This window comes from Schaalia georgiae DSM 6843 (genome assembly GCF_000429245.1).
GTDB classification, from domain to species: Bacteria; Actinomycetota; Actinomycetes; order Actinomycetales; family Actinomycetaceae; genus Pauljensenia; species Pauljensenia georgiae.
Map to the genome: position 1 here is coordinate 255,030 of NZ_KE386870.1, position 14,778 is coordinate 269,807.

Annotated in this window: 11 protein-coding genes; 5 read left to right on the forward strand and 6 right to left on the reverse strand. The window is 72.0% G+C overall.

The genetic code is table 11. The features are described from left to right. The first annotated feature begins 205 nt into the window (after positions 1-205). From G447_RS0109620 to G447_RS0109635, 4 genes are all read left to right on the forward strand, one after another. Complete coding sequence (locus G447_RS0109620) at positions 206-1,807, forward strand: ABC transporter ATP-binding protein/permease (RefSeq protein ID WP_026430891.1); 1,602 nt, start codon at positions 206-208, stop codon at positions 1,805-1,807. Continuing rightward, positions 1,804-3,573, forward strand: a complete 1,770-nt coding sequence (gene cydC / locus G447_RS0109625) for a thiol reductant ABC exporter subunit CydC (protein WP_026430892.1) — start codon at positions 1,804-1,806, stop codon at positions 3,571-3,573. The genes G447_RS0109620 and cydC overlap by 4 nt, the downstream gene beginning before the upstream one ends. 23 nt (positions 3,574-3,596) lie before the next feature. Continuing rightward, positions 3,597-4,814 carry a mannose-6-phosphate isomerase, class I gene (manA, locus tag G447_RS0109630; protein WP_026430893.1) on the forward strand — a complete coding sequence of 406 codons (1,218 nt, stop codon included), beginning with the start codon at positions 3,597-3,599 and terminating at the stop codon, positions 4,812-4,814. 578 nt (positions 4,815-5,392) lie between these two features. Beyond that, on the forward strand, positions 5,393-5,713 hold the full coding sequence (locus G447_RS0109635) for a GA module-containing protein (RefSeq protein ID WP_026430894.1): 321 nt from the start codon (positions 5,393-5,395) through the stop codon (positions 5,711-5,713). A 316-nt stretch (positions 5,714-6,029) separates the two neighbouring features. Here the strand turns inward: G447_RS0109635 and G447_RS0109640 are convergent, their stop codons facing one another. The 6 genes from G447_RS0109640 to G447_RS0109665 form a co-directional block, all read right to left on the reverse strand. Continuing rightward, positions 6,030-6,725: a type 1 glutamine amidotransferase gene (locus G447_RS0109640; RefSeq protein WP_026430895.1), complete on the reverse strand. Its 696-nt coding sequence runs from the start codon at positions 6,723-6,725 to the stop codon at positions 6,030-6,032. 43 nt (positions 6,726-6,768) lie between these two features. Next, a complete protein-coding gene (locus G447_RS0109645) occupies positions 6,769-7,836 on the reverse strand; it encodes a hypothetical protein (protein ID WP_034477000.1) in 1,068 nt (355 codons plus the stop codon). 191 nt (positions 7,837-8,027) lie between these two features. Continuing rightward, positions 8,028-8,666 carry an ABC transporter ATP-binding protein gene (locus tag G447_RS0109650; protein WP_026430897.1) on the reverse strand — a complete coding sequence of 213 codons (639 nt, stop codon included), beginning with the start codon at positions 8,664-8,666 and terminating at the stop codon, positions 8,028-8,030. Continuing rightward, positions 8,657-9,706, reverse strand: coding sequence for an efflux RND transporter periplasmic adaptor subunit (locus tag G447_RS0109655; protein ID WP_026430898.1), 1,050 nt, complete (start codon positions 9,704-9,706; stop codon positions 8,657-8,659). Before G447_RS0109655 ends, G447_RS0109650 begins: the two co-directional genes overlap by 10 nt. Positions 9,707-9,892: 186 nt before the next feature. Next, on the reverse strand, positions 9,893-10,570 hold the full coding sequence (locus G447_RS0109660; protein ID WP_026430899.1) for a hypothetical protein: 678 nt from the start codon (positions 10,568-10,570) through the stop codon (positions 9,893-9,895). 309 nt (positions 10,571-10,879) lie between these two features. Next, a complete protein-coding gene (locus tag G447_RS0109665; protein WP_026430900.1) occupies positions 10,880-12,073 on the reverse strand; it encodes a cobalamin-independent methionine synthase II family protein in 1,194 nt (397 codons plus the stop codon). 840 nt (positions 12,074-12,913) lie between these two features. Between G447_RS0109665 and ilvD the strand changes: the two genes are divergently transcribed. Continuing rightward, positions 12,914-14,761, forward strand: a complete 1,848-nt coding sequence (ilvD, locus tag G447_RS0109670; RefSeq protein WP_026430901.1) for a dihydroxy-acid dehydratase — start codon at positions 12,914-12,916, stop codon at positions 14,759-14,761. Positions 14,762-14,778: the final 17 nt, after the last annotated feature.

Here is a 14,778-nt window from a genome sequence, read left to right on the forward strand (position 1 = left end):
CCCGGGCTCCCCCGAGTGCGCGCGACGGCGTGTTGTGTGAATCCGACCGTTGTATGCGGCGGCGGGGCGCTGGTGCCAGTGCCCCGCCGTGCCCGGGCTCCCCCGAGTGCGCGCTGTCCGACTACTTGGTGACAAGATGTCATGAACGGGGTAAGGTTTCCCTCAGTTATAGTCCCCTTGCCTTGTGACCCCTGGGAGTGAACAGGTGAAACGAGCTATCGTCATCGCGTTATCGTGGGCGGGAGCGCTCGCCCTCTCGCTCGGCTACCTCGCCATCGGATGGGGAGTCGACGACGCCCTGGGCGGGCGCGCGTGGGGTTCCTGGTGGATCGCCCTGGCCGGGGTCGCCGGCTCCGCGGGGGCCGCGTGGCTGGTCAGCGCGATCGGCGGGCGCGAAATGGCGCGCCTGGAGCCCAAGGCGCGCCACCGCCTCGTCGCCCACGTGTTCGCCCTGGGCCCCTCCGAGCGCACCCGCGAGCGCGCCGGGCGCATCGTCAACTCAGCGACCGACGGAGCCGAGCGGGTCGCCGCCTACAAGGGGACCTTCCTCGCCCCCATGATCGCCTCCCTGACGGTGCCGCTCATCGTCGTCCTCTTCGTGGGCGCCGCGATCGACTCGGTGAGCGCGGGCTTCCTCGCCATCGCGATCCCGCTGGTGCCCGCCTGCGTCCTGGGGTTCCGCAAGGCATTCAAACCCGTGTCCACCCGCTACCGGGGGGCCTCCCGGGCCCTGGCGGCCAAGGAACTCGACGCGATCCAGGGCCTGGGCGCCCTGGTCCTCATGAACGCCGGGCGGCCCATGGGCGAACGCCTCGCCGAGGCGGCCGAGGAAGTGCGCTCGAAGGTCATGAGCTACCTGGCGGGCAACCAGCTCATCCTGCTGGTCATCGACTCCGTGTTCTCGCTGGGCGTGACCACTGGCGCAGTCGCGCTGGCCCTCATCCGCACCGGGGCGGGGGCCATGAGCCCCGGAGGGGCCCTGTCCCTGGTGCTGCTCTCCTCGATCATGCTCGACCCCCTCGACCGCATCGGCCAGTTCTTCTACATCGGCATGGGCGGCATGGCGGCCTCCCGCGAGATCAAGCGCTTCACCTCCCAGGAGCCCGTCGTGGTCGAGGCGGAGGGCGCCTCGGCCCCCGCGGTCCTTCCCGAGCCCGGCGCCGTGGAGCTCAGCGGCGTCGACTTCTCCTACGACGGCACCACCCCGGTGCTGCGCGGCGCGGACCTGCGCGTCGGGCCCGGCGAGCACGTCGCCCTGGCCGGGCCGTCGGGCGCCGGCAAGTCGACGGTGTCGGCGATCCTCCAGGGGTTCAGGCGCCCCGACGCGGGGGCCGCCCGCATTGACGGCGTCGACCTGGCCGGAGCCCCCCTGGAGTGGGTGCGCGCCCGCACGGGGGTCGTCGAGCAGGCCACCTATTTGTTCTCGGCTTCTCTGCGCGAGAACCTGCTGGTCGCCAGGCCCGGCGCCACCGACGCCCAACTGTTCTCCGCTCTGCACGCCGCCCACCTCCAGGACCTGCTGGACCGCCTGCCCGACGGCCTCGACACCATGGTCGGCGCGCGCGGCCTGGCGCTGTCGGGCGGCGAGGCCCAGCGCGTCGCCATTGCCCGCGCCATCCTCAAGGACGCCTCGATCCTCATCCTCGACGAGCCCACGGCCCATGTCGACCTCGCCAGCGAGAGGGAGATCCTCGCCGCGCTGCGCAGCGCGGCCGCGGACCGCACCGCCCTGGTGATCTCCCACCGCGACGCCACCATCGCCGGCGCGGACCGCCGCGTCGACCTCGTCGAAGGAGTCATCCGATGAGCCGCTTCCAGCTGTCCAAGCGCCTCCTGTCCATCACGAGGCGGGTCCTTGCCCCCCTGGCCCTGTCCATCGTGGCGCGCGTCGTCTTCCTGCTGCTCGGCGTCGGCCTCTTCGCCCTGGGCGGGTGGGCGGTGCTCGCAGTGCCGACGGGCCGGAGCCCGTGGGGTGCGGGAGCCGTGATCGCCGCCCTGGTCGTCATGAGCCTGCTCAAGGGGCTCGCCCGCTACGGCGAGCAATTCGCCGGGCATTTCGTGGCCTTCCACTGCCTGGCCATGCTGCGCAACTACTTCTACGACCGGTTGGAGCCCCAGGCCCCAGCGGGATCGGACTCCCTGGACCCGGGGGACCTGCTCAACCGGGTGACGAAGGACATCGACCGCATCGAGGTGTTCTTCGCCCACACACTGGCCCCCGTGTGCACCGCCGTCGTGGTGCCCGCCATCACCCTCGGGTGGATGGGCGCCGCCACCTCGTGGTGGCTCGCCCTCGTCGAACTCTGCTTCCTGCTGGTCTCCGGCCTGGCGGTGCCGCTCCTGGGCGCCGGGGAGTCGCGTGCCGCGGCGCGGGACCTGCGGATGGCGCGCGGCAAACTGGCCGCCCACGTCACCGACTCCGTCCAGGGCGTGCGCGAGGTCCTCGCCTTCGGCGCCCAGGGGCGGCGCATGGAGCAGATGGGCGCCCATGAGGCTGCCATCGCCTCCTCGACGGCCGTCTCCACGGGGTGGATCGCGCGCCGCCGGGGCATCAACCAGGCGGTCCTGGGCCTGTCGGTCCTCGCGGTCGCCCTCGTGGGCCTGTCGATGGTGCCCTCGGGCGCCCTCGCCCCCGACCAGGTCGGCCTCGCAGTGGGCATCGCGCTGGGGTCCTTCGGCCCCGTCCTGGCCGTCGAGGACTTCGCCGCAGACCTCGACCAGGCCTTCGCCTCGGCCGAGCGCGTCTTCGCCGTCACCGACCGGGCGCCCCTGGTGGCCGACCCCGCCGAGCCCGTCGACTTCGACGCCGCGGGCGACATCGCCCTCACGGGGGTGTCCTTCACCTACCCGCAGGTCCGTCTGGACGCCGACGAGGCCCCGGGCGCGCGCCCCGAGGTCCTCCACGACGTCACGATCCGCATCCCGGCGGGCAGGACCACTGCCATTGTCGGGGCGTCGGGGTCGGGCAAGTCCACCGTGGCGGCGCTGCTCACCCGCACGTGGGACCCCGACTCGGGCTCGGTGTCCATCGGCGGGGTGGACATCCGCTCCGTGGGTCTGCACCCCCTGCGCGAGGCGGTCGCCTCGGCCCCCCAGCGCCCCTACATCTTCAACGACACCGTGCGCGCCAACCTGCTGCTCGCCAACCCCGGTGCTTCGCCCGCCCAGCTGGACGAGGCGCTGGGGCGCGTGGACCTGGCGTCGTGGGTGGCCTCGGAGCCCGACGGATTGGACACGAACGTGGGGGACATGGGGGAGCGCCTGTCCGGCGGGCAGCGCCAGCGCCTCGCCCTCGCGCGCGCCCTGCTGCGCGACGCCAGCGCCTACGTCTTCGACGAGGCGACCAGCCAGGTGGATCCCGGAACGGAGGCGTCCGTGCTGGCGGGAATCCGCGAGGCGACGCGGGGGCGCACCGTCGTCGTTATCGCGCACCGCGTCTCCACCGTGGTCGACGCCGACCAGATCGTCGTCATGGACTCCGGGCGCGTCGTCGAGACGGGCGAATACAGCGAACTCATGGCCCGCGGCGGCGCCCTGGCCGCCCTGGTCGCCCGGGAGACGACCGCCGCCTGAGGCGGCGCGATAGGATCGAAGACATGGAACGACTCACCGGCTGGACGAAGGCCGACGCCTGGGGATCGGTGGACGCGATCCCGCGGTTCCTTGGAACCAGCCCCTCCACCGGGCCCGTGTCCGAACTGTGGTTCGGCGCCCACCCCGACGGCCCGACGCTCCTGGACGACGGGCGCACCCTGGCCCAGCTCATCGAGGCGGACCCGAAGGCCGCCCTGGGCAGCGGACTGCTCTACGCCTTCGGGCCGACGCTGCCCTTCCTGGCGAAGATCATCGCCCCCGCCCAGACGCTGTCCCTGCAGGTCCACCCCACCAAGGAGATCGCCCGGGAGGGCTACCTGCGCGAGGACGTGCTCGGCATCGCCCGCACCGACCCCTCCCGCGTGTACCGGGACATGAACCACAAGCCGGAGATGCTGTTGGCCCTGACGGACTTCCAGGCCCTGGTGGGTTTCCGCGTGCCCCGCAAGGCCCGCGAGCTGCTGGTCGGCCTTGACGGGGAGCTGGCGGAGATGCTGCGCCACCGCCTCAAGTTCTCCACCCTGCGCGGGGGGCTGCGCTCCTTGGCGACGTGGCTCTTCGATGAGGACTCGCCGGCCACGGCTCCCCGCATCGACGAGTTCGTGCGCGCCTGCTGCTCGCGCTTGGCCGCCGGGGGGTCCCCGTCGCGCAGGACCGACTCGATGGTCTGCGAACTGGGGGAGCGCCACCCGGGGGACCCGGGCATTATCGTCGCCTTCCTGATGAACCCGGTGGCCCTGCACCCCGGAGAGGCGGTGTACATCCCGCCGCGCCAGATCCACGCCTACCAGTCGGGGCTGGGCATCGAGGTCATGGCCTCCTCCGACAATGTCGTGCGCGCGGGCCTGACCCGCAAGTACATCGATAGCGCCCAACTGGTGGAGATCACCGAGTTCTCGGCCCTCCCGGCGATGCGGGTGGCTCCCGAGCACCCCTCGGCCACGACAGACCGCTACCTGGCGCCCGCCCAGGAGTTCGAGTTGTCGCTCGTCCACTTGCGCGCGGGGGAGCACGCCGCGCGCGACCGCGAGGTCCTGGTTCCCGGGGAGGGACCGCGCGTCCTCATCGGCACCGGGGGGCGCGTCACCGTCCGCCTCGACGAGGCGAGGGGCGGCCAATCCCTGGAACTGGAACGCGGCCAGGCCGCTTTCGTCAGTGCCGCCGAGCGGGACCTGTGGGCGTGGGGCGAGGGCTCCTTCGCCCAGGTGGGGGCGCCTTAGGCGGTGTCGCGGCGTTGCATGGGGCGGCCGGTCACCGCGTTTTCCGCAGGGCGCTTTGCGTTTCCCACCGGGTCCGCCGCGGGGTGCTCCGCGTTTCCCACGGGGTTCGGTCCCTCCACGTTCAGCGCCGCTTCATCCCTTCTGGTGTCGCACACAAGGGAGTGAATTAGGCAATACGGCGTCGCGCACAAGGGCGGAATCAAGCCGTTGTGTGCGCAGGGTGGTTCGTAAATCGGGGTCCTTGTGTGCGCACCCCCAGGGAGGGAGCGGCCTGGGACCCGGCCCTGGCGCGGGTGTCGGTGTGCCCCAGGCGCGCGTTGTCGATGCCGTGAGGGGGTTGTCGACATGGACGCGAGTTGTCGACATCGTGAGGGGGTTATAACGCGCGTCCGTGTCGACAACGCGCGTCCGTGTCGACAACGCGCGTCGGTAGCACGCGCTCGTGCCAGTAGCACGTGCTGGTGCCGGTACCGTGGGCCGTGCTGGTGGCCCGCACTGTTATTTTGCGGGGAACTGTTGGAGTGGTGGGCTTTCGGGTACCCTTTGCCTGTTCGACCGTCTGCCATCCGGAGTCCGTTATGAGCCGTTCATTCCTCGCCCGCGCAGTGTCCCTCGCAGCCGTTGCCGCCCTGTCCCTGGGCCTGGCCGCATGCGGGGGCGGTGGGGGCGCCAGTGCCACGGACCTCGACTCCGCGCGCACCGAGGCGACTTCGACGATCAATTCGCTGCCCTCGCTCACCGAGTCCGACAGGGAAGAGTTCAGTATGCAGCTGAGCTCGGCCGCGGACACTGAGTCTATCGACCGCATCGTCGCCGACGCCCGGTCGCGCAGCGAGGAGAAGGCCAAGGAGCAGCCCGGAGGCGCGGGCGGGCCGCAGTCGGCGGCCAACGGGAACTGAAGCGCCGCGCCCCGGCGTCTCGGACGGACTGCTTCGGCCCGTCAGCCCTGTTCTCCGGCGCCCGGGACGGTGCCCGGGCGCCGTCCCGGCTCCCCCGCGCGGCTGCCGCAACGTGCACCACAGGCCCGATCACTGTCGATGACGAGCGCCGCGCCCCCATGTGGGCGTGCAATATCACGACCAGCGTGCGTTGTCGGCACGGGTGCGTGTTGGCCCCTCACGGCAGCGACCCGTGCGCACGTGCCCGGCTCCTCCGTAGGCCTGATCAGCGGAGCGGGAGAGCGCTCGCCCAGGCGCCCCAAAGCCCCGGCTGCGTTCATTCCCGAGCCACCCACTGCGCCAGCGCCTCGCAGGTCGACGCGAGTCCCGCCTCGTGGGCGCGGTAGCCCGCGATGATGCGCTCCGTGTCGGTGTCCTCGTTGGACTCCTGCCACCGCCGTGCGATGGGTTCGATGATCTCGGGGTGGAACTGCACGCCCAGCACGCTCCCCGCGAGGAACGCCTGCGGGTACTTCTCCGAGACGGCGAGCAGCTTGGAGCCCCGCGGCGCTTCGCCGATGGCGTCGCCGTGGTCCTCGAAGACGACGCGCGCCCTCGTGAGGCTCCGGATCAACGGGTCCTCGTGCGAGAGCGCGTCCCCGGTCCAACTGATGCGCGTCACCCCGCATTCGGGGCCCAGCGGCGCCCCGACGTCGACGCGGCCGCCCAGCGCCACCGCCGCCAACTGCGCGCCCAGGCAGACGCCGAGCACCCGCACTCCCGCTCCGGCGCACGCGGCGATGAGGGCGCGCAGGTCCGGCAGCCACGGCCAAGCCGCGTCCGCGTGGGCGTCGGCAGTCCCCCCGAGGACCACCAGCGAGGAGAAGGGCGGGCTCCCCGCCCCCGCCTGCTCCACCAGGCGGTCGATGGCGCCCGGGTCCTCCCAGGCCCGCAGGACGCACGGGGAATCGAGGAAACGGGCGAGCAGGCCGAGTGGGGCGACGGGGTCGTTCTGGATCACCAGGGCGGTCATGGGGGGAGTGTACAGTTCCTCGGGCGCTGCGGGGCCCTTCCCCTCACCTCCGGTGCTTGAAGTAGGCGAACAGGCGTTTCTCGCGCACGAGGCAGGTGGCGGCCACCGCCCCCAGCAGGGCGGCCAGGAGCCCCGCGCCCGCTTCCAGGGAGACGATGGCCCAGACTCCAGGCGCCCCGGGGGACTGCGCGCCCGCGATGACGATGGCGGCAGTGGGCAGGGCCATGACAGTGCCCGACGCGGTCCACGCCAGCGCCTCGCAGGTCTGGATGAGGAACGCATCGGCGCGCGAGAGCCCCGCGTGCAGGGCGGAGGCGATCTCCAAACGGCGCGCCCACACGCCCCCGGCTCCCACCAGCGCCCCCAGGACGGCGGAAACCAGCGGCGCCCACCGGGTGAGCCTGCCGCGCAGTAGCGCGTCGCCGTCGAAGGAAGCGCCGAGCGATGCGTTGAACGCCCCCTCCTTGACTTCCGGCTCGCCGTCGGGGATGACGGCAGTCCGCGCCAGCGGGGAGATCGCCGTGCTCATCGGCCAGGACTCCACCCAGCACTCGTCGAAGACCCCTTGGGCGGGCACGGGCGAGATGATCGCGTAGGCGAACCCCGGCCGCCGCCCGTCGCCCTCGTCCCACGGGTACACGCCCGCCACCTCGGCGTCTCCCCCGGTGAGTGCCAGCGCCGACCCGGGCCGCAGCCCCAGGGCCGCGGCCACCTGCTCGGAGGCGAGGACGCCCGTGGTGGGAGCGCCCGGGGCGCGCACGATGGCCCCGATGCCCGGCGTCGCCTCGTAAAGGGGGATCGACGAGGCGGGGAGCGCGGCGGCGCGGACACCTGTTTCCGCCGCGCGCACAGCGGCCGCGCGGACCCCGGGGATGCGCCCGAGGGCGTGGCACGCCGCACCGTCGATGGCGCCCTTCGCCTCGATGACCCGCACGGACGCCAACGAGGCGCGGAACCGCGCGGCCTGGGCCCCGATGCCCACCACCTGGGCGCAGTCCACCAGCGCCGGGCCGCACACCAGCAGGGCGAACAGCGCACTCAGAACGCCCGCTCTGGCGGTGCCGGTCGCGATGTCCCGCCACACCTCGCGCACAAGGGCGCCCCACGTCATCGAGCCCGCTTCCAGCGCGCCCTCCCCGCCCGGGCGCCGCGTGGCCGGTGGCTCCTCCCCGCCGCCGCGCGCCGACCGTTCCCCGTCGCCGCGCGCCGACCGCGCCCTGGCCCTGCGGCTCGGTGCCGTCCCTTCCCCGGCTGCGCGGCCCGGTGCTGCCCCGTCCCCTGAGCCCCGCGCTTCCCGCCGCCTCATCGCCCACCGCCCCTGTAGCGCTCGTCGCCCAGGTCGATGACCTGGTCGCACTGGTCGCGCACCGCGGGGTCGTGGGTGGCGATGACGACGGCGGTTCCCTGAGCGTGCAGCGCCGTCAGGGCGTCGGCGACGCGGTGGGCGGTGGTTTGGTCGAGCTGCGCCGTGGGCTCGTCGACCAGCAGGACGTCGGGGGAGCCAGCCAGGGCGCGCGCCATGAGGAGGCGCTGGGCCTCCCCGCCGGACAGGGTGGAGAAGGGGCGGTCGGCGGCCCCGGCCAGGCCGAACTCCTCCAACAGGCGCCTCGCCCGCTCGTCGGCGGCGCGGGTGGGGACCCCGTGCGCCAGCAGGGGCAGCGCCACGTGGTCGAGCGCGGTGCGGTGGGGCGCCCCGTGGGGGTTCTGGAAGACCCACGCGATCCGCGGGGGGCGGTCCGGGCGGGCCGGCGCGCTGGTGCGCGCGGTTCCTTCAGCGGGCGGCATCCACCCGGCGCAGATCGCCAGCAGGGTGGACTTGCCCGAGCCGGAGGGGCCGACCACGGCGGCCACCGATCCTGCTTCAACGCGCGCGTCCACTGAGCGGAAGAGCCACGGCCCGGAGCCGAAGCGGTGGCCCACGCCGACGAGTTCTACGGGCACGCGCGCCCCTCGATGCCGAGGTCCACCGAGTCCAGGGCGGTGTCGGAGGACACGTAGGTCTGCCCCAGTTGCGAGCCGACCACCGTGACCTCGACGGCCTCGCCGCCCTGCCACACGCAGGAGCGGCCGGCGGTGCCGCCCACAGCCGCGGGCGGCACGACCGACACGGTGAGGGGCTCGGCGAGGCGCCACTTCACGGACAGCTGCGCGCCATCGCCGGCGTTGGCGCCCTTGGCGGCGACGTGCCCAGCGTACTCGGGGGAGTCCATGATCGCCGAGACGGTGCCGGGGTCGGTGATGACGCCGTCCCCTGGAACGGGGAGCGCCTGGGAGCCCAGCAGTATCACGCGCGCCCCGGGCTGGGCGTCCTGGGGGATGGTGAGGCGCGGCGGCGCCCCGGCGTCGGCCAGTTCCACGAGGCTGGTCTGGGGGTCCACCGCGTCCCCCAGGTGGGCGGGCACGCCGGTGGGCGTGACCTGCGGGGCGGGGATCCACAGGAAGCTGTCGGGAGCGAAGGAGGCGGGCACGCCCCCGGCGCCGTCGTCGGTGCCGAGGACCAGGGACAGGGCGCGCCGGGTCCTCCAGTCCACGGCGTCCGAGGCGGGGGCGGCGTACCCCAGGCGCGCGAGCTCGGCGTTCAGTGCGGCGATGTCGTCGCCGCGCGCCCCGTCCTCGACGGGACGGTACAGGGGGGTGGACGTGGCCAGGGCCGCGATGGGCTGTCCGTCGATGGCGCAGACGACCTGGCCGGACTCCACGGGCGTCCCGGCGCTGATGCTCAGCGAGGTGAGGCGGCCCTGGGCTGGGGAACGCAGGGCGCGCTCCCCCGTGGCGCTGATTGTGAGGGTGACGGAGCGCTCGTCGGCGAACTCGCGCTGGGAGACGGGCGCCGAGGTGGGGGCTTGGGCGGGCTTCAGGGCCTCGGGAGTGGGGGGCCGCGCCACGAGGACGCCCACCGTGGTGCCCAGGGCGAATGCCAGGGCGGCCGTGAAGACGCCCATTCCCAGCAGGCGGAGGGTGCGGCCCTGGGGTTTCCTCATCTGTCCTCCTGGCGGTGGGTGGTGGGGTTGGTTGGGGGAGTGGGCCGGACACCGGGCTGTGCCGCGCGCCCATTCCGGCCGGGGCTCCCCGGCGCCGCTCGGGTACGGGATCCGTGCCCGTTTTGGTGGGGAACCGCTGACGCAGGTGGGCGCGGGGCTGGGGGACGAGGGCCTGCGCCGCGGAACCTACTGGTTCGGATCTTCTGAGCACTCCCTGATCGCTAGGCCAAGTGCGTCTTCGGTGCTCGTGTATTCGATCACCTCCTCGATGGGCCTGCTCGACTCCATGGCGTTCTGCTCGGCGCGCTCCCAGTCGTCGCCAGAGAAGGAGGGGTCCACCACTCCCTTCCTCACCAGGCAGGCGGCGACCAGGTCCGCCCACCTCGCGTTCGTGGGGTTGACTTTCATGGCGTGGTAGGTCGCCTGGACGAAGCGTTCACCGCTGGTGTCCGCGCACTCGTGGACCTCTGTCTCGTACTCATTGGGGTCGTCCGAGGTCCCAGATACGGTGAGGGTTCCATTCTCGTAGCGCGCTCCCACGACCCCGTGGTCCTCCAGGCACCGGATATTGGCGTCCTCGACGGCGCGCATCTCCTCCTCGGTGATGGTGTTGTCCTCCAGGATCCTCAAGACGAAGTCGTTGCCCTGGTACTCCGCGCGGGCCTGCTCGAACTCCGCGTCCCACCCCGGGCCCGACTGCACGGTGGTGCGGGCCTGGCCGCCGCAGGCGCACAGGGCGCACACCAGAGTGAGGAGCGTGAGCGCGCCGGACGCCCTCCGCGCCGCGCCCGTGCTCCGGCCAATGGGCGGCCCACTGCTGCGCCCGCCCGGTGCCAGTGATCCAGTGGTGACGATGGCCCTCATGGCGTCTCCTTCGAGGCTCATGTGATCGCAGCGGCGGCGACCAGCCTCCTTCGAGGTTATCCGATATCCCCCTCGAATGACAATGGGCGACAGGTGAGGGGAAGGCTTCATCGCGGCACTGCCCCGGACGTTCGCAGCCCCCTCCACCGGTGCGCCCAGCGGACGTGCGATCCCCATCCGCGGGGCGCGGCCACCGGTGAAGGGGGCTGCGAAACACTTCAATTCTCACGGCGCGAACTGTGCGCCGCTTCAGCGTCCCCTGGGAAAACCCTGGGAGTTCGCGATGGTTGCTGTGAACCTGCGAGGGCCTCACCGGGAGGCCAGGCGCGCCCCCTCGGCCAGGGACTCCAGCTTCGCCCACGCGATCGACGGGTAGACGCGCCCGCCCAGGCCGCAGTCCGTGGAGGCCACCACGCGGGAGTCCCCGACGATGTCGGCGAACTGGCGGATCCGCTGGGCGACCAGCTCCGGGTGCTCGACGACGTTCGTCGAGTGGGAGACGACCCCGGGGACCAGGTACTTGCCGTCGGGCAGGGGCGTGTCGCGCCAGATCGTCCACTCGTGGGCGTGGCGGGCGTTGGCCGCCTCGAAGCTGAGGCCGTTGGCGTCGACGGCCAGCGCCAGGTCCACGATGTCCTTGAAGGGGATGTCCGTGGTGTGGGGGCCGTGCCACGAGCCCCAGCACACGTGGAAGCGCACCAGGGACGGGTCGATGCCCCGCAGCGCGTGGTTGAGGGCGTCGATGCGCACACGGCAGAACGCCCGGTAGTCAGCGACGCTGGGCTCGGGGTTCATCTGGTCCCAGCCCTCGGCGATGTCGGGGGCGTCGATCTGCACGGCCAGGCCCGCGTCCGTGATCCGCTTGTACTCCTCGCGCAGCACGTCGGCGCACGCCCACACGACCGCCTCGTCGTCCTCGTAGAAGGCGTTGGCCACGCGCGCGGCAGACCCCGGGGAGATCGCGGCGACGAACCCGTCCGACAGGGGCTTGCCCGCCGCCTCGAGGGCGTGGGAGACGCCCGCGATGTCGCGTTCGACGGCCTGCTCCCCGATGTAGGTGAGGGCGCCGGTGATCGTCGGGAACGCCACGGGGTTGCGGTTGGCGATGTGGATCCCCGAGTCCGGGTCGGCGTAGGCGTCGGCGAAGCGCACCCAGTCGCGGCGCTCGGCGAAGGACGAGAAGGACAAACGGCCGTCGCGCCCGGCGGGCGGCCTCACGTCGAAGCGCGACACGTCCTCGAAGGACAGGCCCCCGAAGCGTGAGAACGAGTACGTCCACCATGCGCCGTAGTCCACGGTGTCGAGCATGGCGTGCCCGTACTCGCCGTCGTTGACGACGTCGATGCCGATGCCCGCCTGGCGGGCCACGACGGCGTCGACCTCCTCTTGCAGCAGGGCCGAGAAGTCGGCGTCGGCCAGCGCCCCCGCGCGGTGCTCCCGGTTGGCGTCGAGGAGGCGCTGGCTGCGGGGCAGTGAGCCAACGTGGGTGGTGCGGATCGTCATTCCACAGTCCTTTCATCGAGTGCCCCAACCCTAGGCGGCACGCGGGAGGCGGTGGCGGCCCGGTCCGAGCACTGAGCCAATGTGATAACCCGTGGGGCTCCCCGGCCGGCCCAGGCCCGGGCATTGGGGTAGGAAACTGTGCATTGGGGTAGGCAACTTGCTTCTCCCAATGGGTGGTTCCCTTCCCTCTTCCGTGGTGGTGAAGGTGGAGATGTAGGCAAATTGCCTCCCCCAATGGGTGGTTGTGCTCGAAGAACGTGCCGCCGTAGGGCCGGTTGGTAGGCAAATTGCCTCCCCCAATGGGTGGTTGTGCCCCGGCGAAGCCCGTGAAGAGCCTGGTTGTTGCCTACCCCAATAGGGATCGGTCATGGGCGCGGAAAACACCACCGAACCGCGGGTGTGGAGCACCAGCGAACCACGTGCCTGGAGTACCGCTGAACCGCACGCCTGGAGCTCCACCGAACCACGGGTGTGGGAGTACCGCTTTCACAGCTGGGGCAAGCGCCCCCTTCGGGTTCGGCGGCCAGAGGGCGGGGGGAGCGTCGCTTTCACAACTGTGTGAAGCGTCTTGCGCCGGGCGGGGGTGGTCCAGAATGCGTCTGGGTGTCGCCCCGCGGGCGGCCACGCGTATTACTTGCGTCAGGTGTTGCGTTTTCCCGGCGCTGGGTGCGCGGTGTCCACCCAGTGGTCCAACCTCACACGCCGGCTGCGGGGGCGCGGAAACCGCGTAGAACGGCGGCGCAGCGGCCCCTGGTGCCGTCCACAGAGCGCACGCTGCCGCGCACCGGGGCCCTGGTGCTCCTAATCTTGTCCGCGTATCGAGACTAGAAAGGCCAGATGATGAGCCGCCCACTCCGCTCCGCGACCTCCACCCAGGGGCGCAATATGGCCGGGGCCCGCGCCCTCTGGCGCGCCACGGGCATGGGGGACGACGATTTCGGCAAACCGATCATCGCTATCGCCAACTCCTTCACCCAGTTCGTCCCCGGGCACGTCCACCTCAAGGACATGGGGTCCCTGGTGGCGGGCGCGGTCCACGAGGCCGGCGGTGTCGCCAAGGAGTTCAACACCATCGCCGTGGACGACGGCATCGCCATGGGCCACGACGGGATGCTCTACTCCCTGCCCAGCCGCGAGATCATCGCCGACTCCGTCGAGTACATGGTGGGCGCCCACCGCGCCGACGCCCTCGTGTGCATCTCCAACTGCGACAAGATCACCCCCGGGATGCTGCTGGCCGCCATGCGCCTGAACATCCCCACGATCTTCGTCTCCGGCGGCCCCATGGAGTCCGGCGCCCAGGTCGACGGCGTCGTCGAGCACCGCCTCGACCTCATCGACGCGATGGTCATGGCCGTGGACGACTCCGTGAGCGACCTCGAACTCGCCCAGGTCGAGGCCAACGCCTGCCCCACCTGCGGCTCCTGCGCCGGCATGTTCACCGCGAACTCCATGAACTGCCTCAACGAGGCCATCGGCCTGGCCCTGCCGGGCAACGGCACCACCCTGGCCACCCAGGTCGAGCGCAAGAAGCTCTTCGTCGAGGCCGGCGCCCGCATCGTGGACATGTGCCGGCGCTACTACGACGGCGACGACGACTCCGTGCTGCCCCGCTCGATCGCCACGAAGAGCGCTTTCGAGAACGCCATGAGCCTGGACGTGGCCATGGGGGGATCCACCAACACCGTCCTGCACATCCTCGCCATCGCCCACGAGGCGCGCGTCGACTTCACCCTGGACGACATCGACGCCATCTCGCGCCGCGTTCCCTGCCTGTGCAAGGTCGCCCCCAACTCCACGACCTACCACATCGAGCACGTCCACCGCGCCGGGGGGATCCCCGCGCTGCTGGGCGAGCTGGACCGCGCGGGGCTGCTCAACCGCGATGTCCACGCGGTGCACTCCGACTCCCTCGACCAGTGGCTGGGGCAGTGGGACGTCCGCTCCGGCACCGCCTCCCACGAGGCGGAGCGCCGTTACCTGGCCGCCCCCGGGGGTGTTCGCACGACACGCGCCTTCTCCACGGCCAACCTCTTCGAGTCGTTGGAAACGGACGCCGTGGGCGGGTGCATCCGCTCCGTGGAGCACGCCTACACGAAGGACGGGGGCCTGGCCGTCCTCAAGGGCAATATCGCCGAGGACGGCGCCGTCATCAAGAGCGCGGGCATCGACGAGGAGCTCTTCCACTTCGTCGGGCGCGCCTTCGTGGTCGAGTCCCAGGAGGAGGCCGTCGAGTCCATCCTGGCCAAGAGGGTCCATCCCGGGGACGTCGTCGTCATCCAGTACGAGGGCCCCAAGGGCGGCCCCGGCATGCAGGAGATGCTCTACCCCACGTCCTACCTCAAGGGCCTGGGCCTGGGGAAGGAGTGCGCGCTCATCACCGATGGCCGCTTCTCGGGGGGCACCTCCGGCATCTCCATCGGGCACATCGCGCCCGAGGCGGCCGCAGGCGGCGCCATCGGGCTGGTGCGCACCGGCGACGAGATCGAGATCGACGTGAACCGGCGCCTGCTGCGCGTCAACGTCCCCGACGGGGAGTTGGAGCGCCGCCGCGCCGAGAAGGGCCCCGCCCCGTGGAAGCCGTCGAAGCCGCGCCCCCGCCAGGTCTCCGACGCCCTGCGCGTCTACGGAATGCTGGCCGCCTCCGCCGACAAGGGCGGCGTGCGCGTCCTGCCGGACTGGGCCTGAGGCGGGCGCAGCCGAGG

Excerpts from the sequence above, each read along its gene's own strand:
- cydC (WP_026430892.1), top strand. The coding sequence starts at position 1,804 with ATGAGCCGCTTCCAGCTGTCCAAGCGCCTCCTGTCCATCACGAGGCGG.
- ilvD (WP_026430901.1), top strand. The coding sequence starts at position 12,914 with ATGAGCCGCCCACTCCGCTCCGCGACCTCCACCCAGGGGCGCAATATG.
- G447_RS0109655 (WP_026430898.1), bottom strand. The coding sequence starts at position 9,706 with ATGAGGAAACCCCAGGGCCGCACCCTCCGCCTGCTGGGAATGGGCGTC.
- G447_RS0109635 (WP_026430894.1), top strand. The coding sequence starts at position 5,393 with ATGAGCCGTTCATTCCTCGCCCGCGCAGTGTCCCTCGCAGCCGTTGCC.
- G447_RS0109645 (WP_034477000.1), bottom strand. The coding sequence starts at position 7,836 with ATGACGTGGGGCGCCCTTGTGCGCGAGGTGTGGCGGGACATCGCGACC.
- G447_RS0109640 (WP_026430895.1), bottom strand. The coding sequence starts at position 6,725 with ATGACCGCCCTGGTGATCCAGAACGACCCCGTCGCCCCACTCGGCCTG.
- manA (WP_026430893.1), top strand. The coding sequence starts at position 3,597 with ATGGAACGACTCACCGGCTGGACGAAGGCCGACGCCTGGGGATCGGTG.
- G447_RS0109665 (WP_026430900.1), bottom strand. The coding sequence starts at position 12,073 with ATGACGATCCGCACCACCCACGTTGGCTCACTGCCCCGCAGCCAGCGC.
- G447_RS0109660 (WP_026430899.1), bottom strand. The coding sequence starts at position 10,570 with ATGAGGGCCATCGTCACCACTGGATCACTGGCACCGGGCGGGCGCAGC.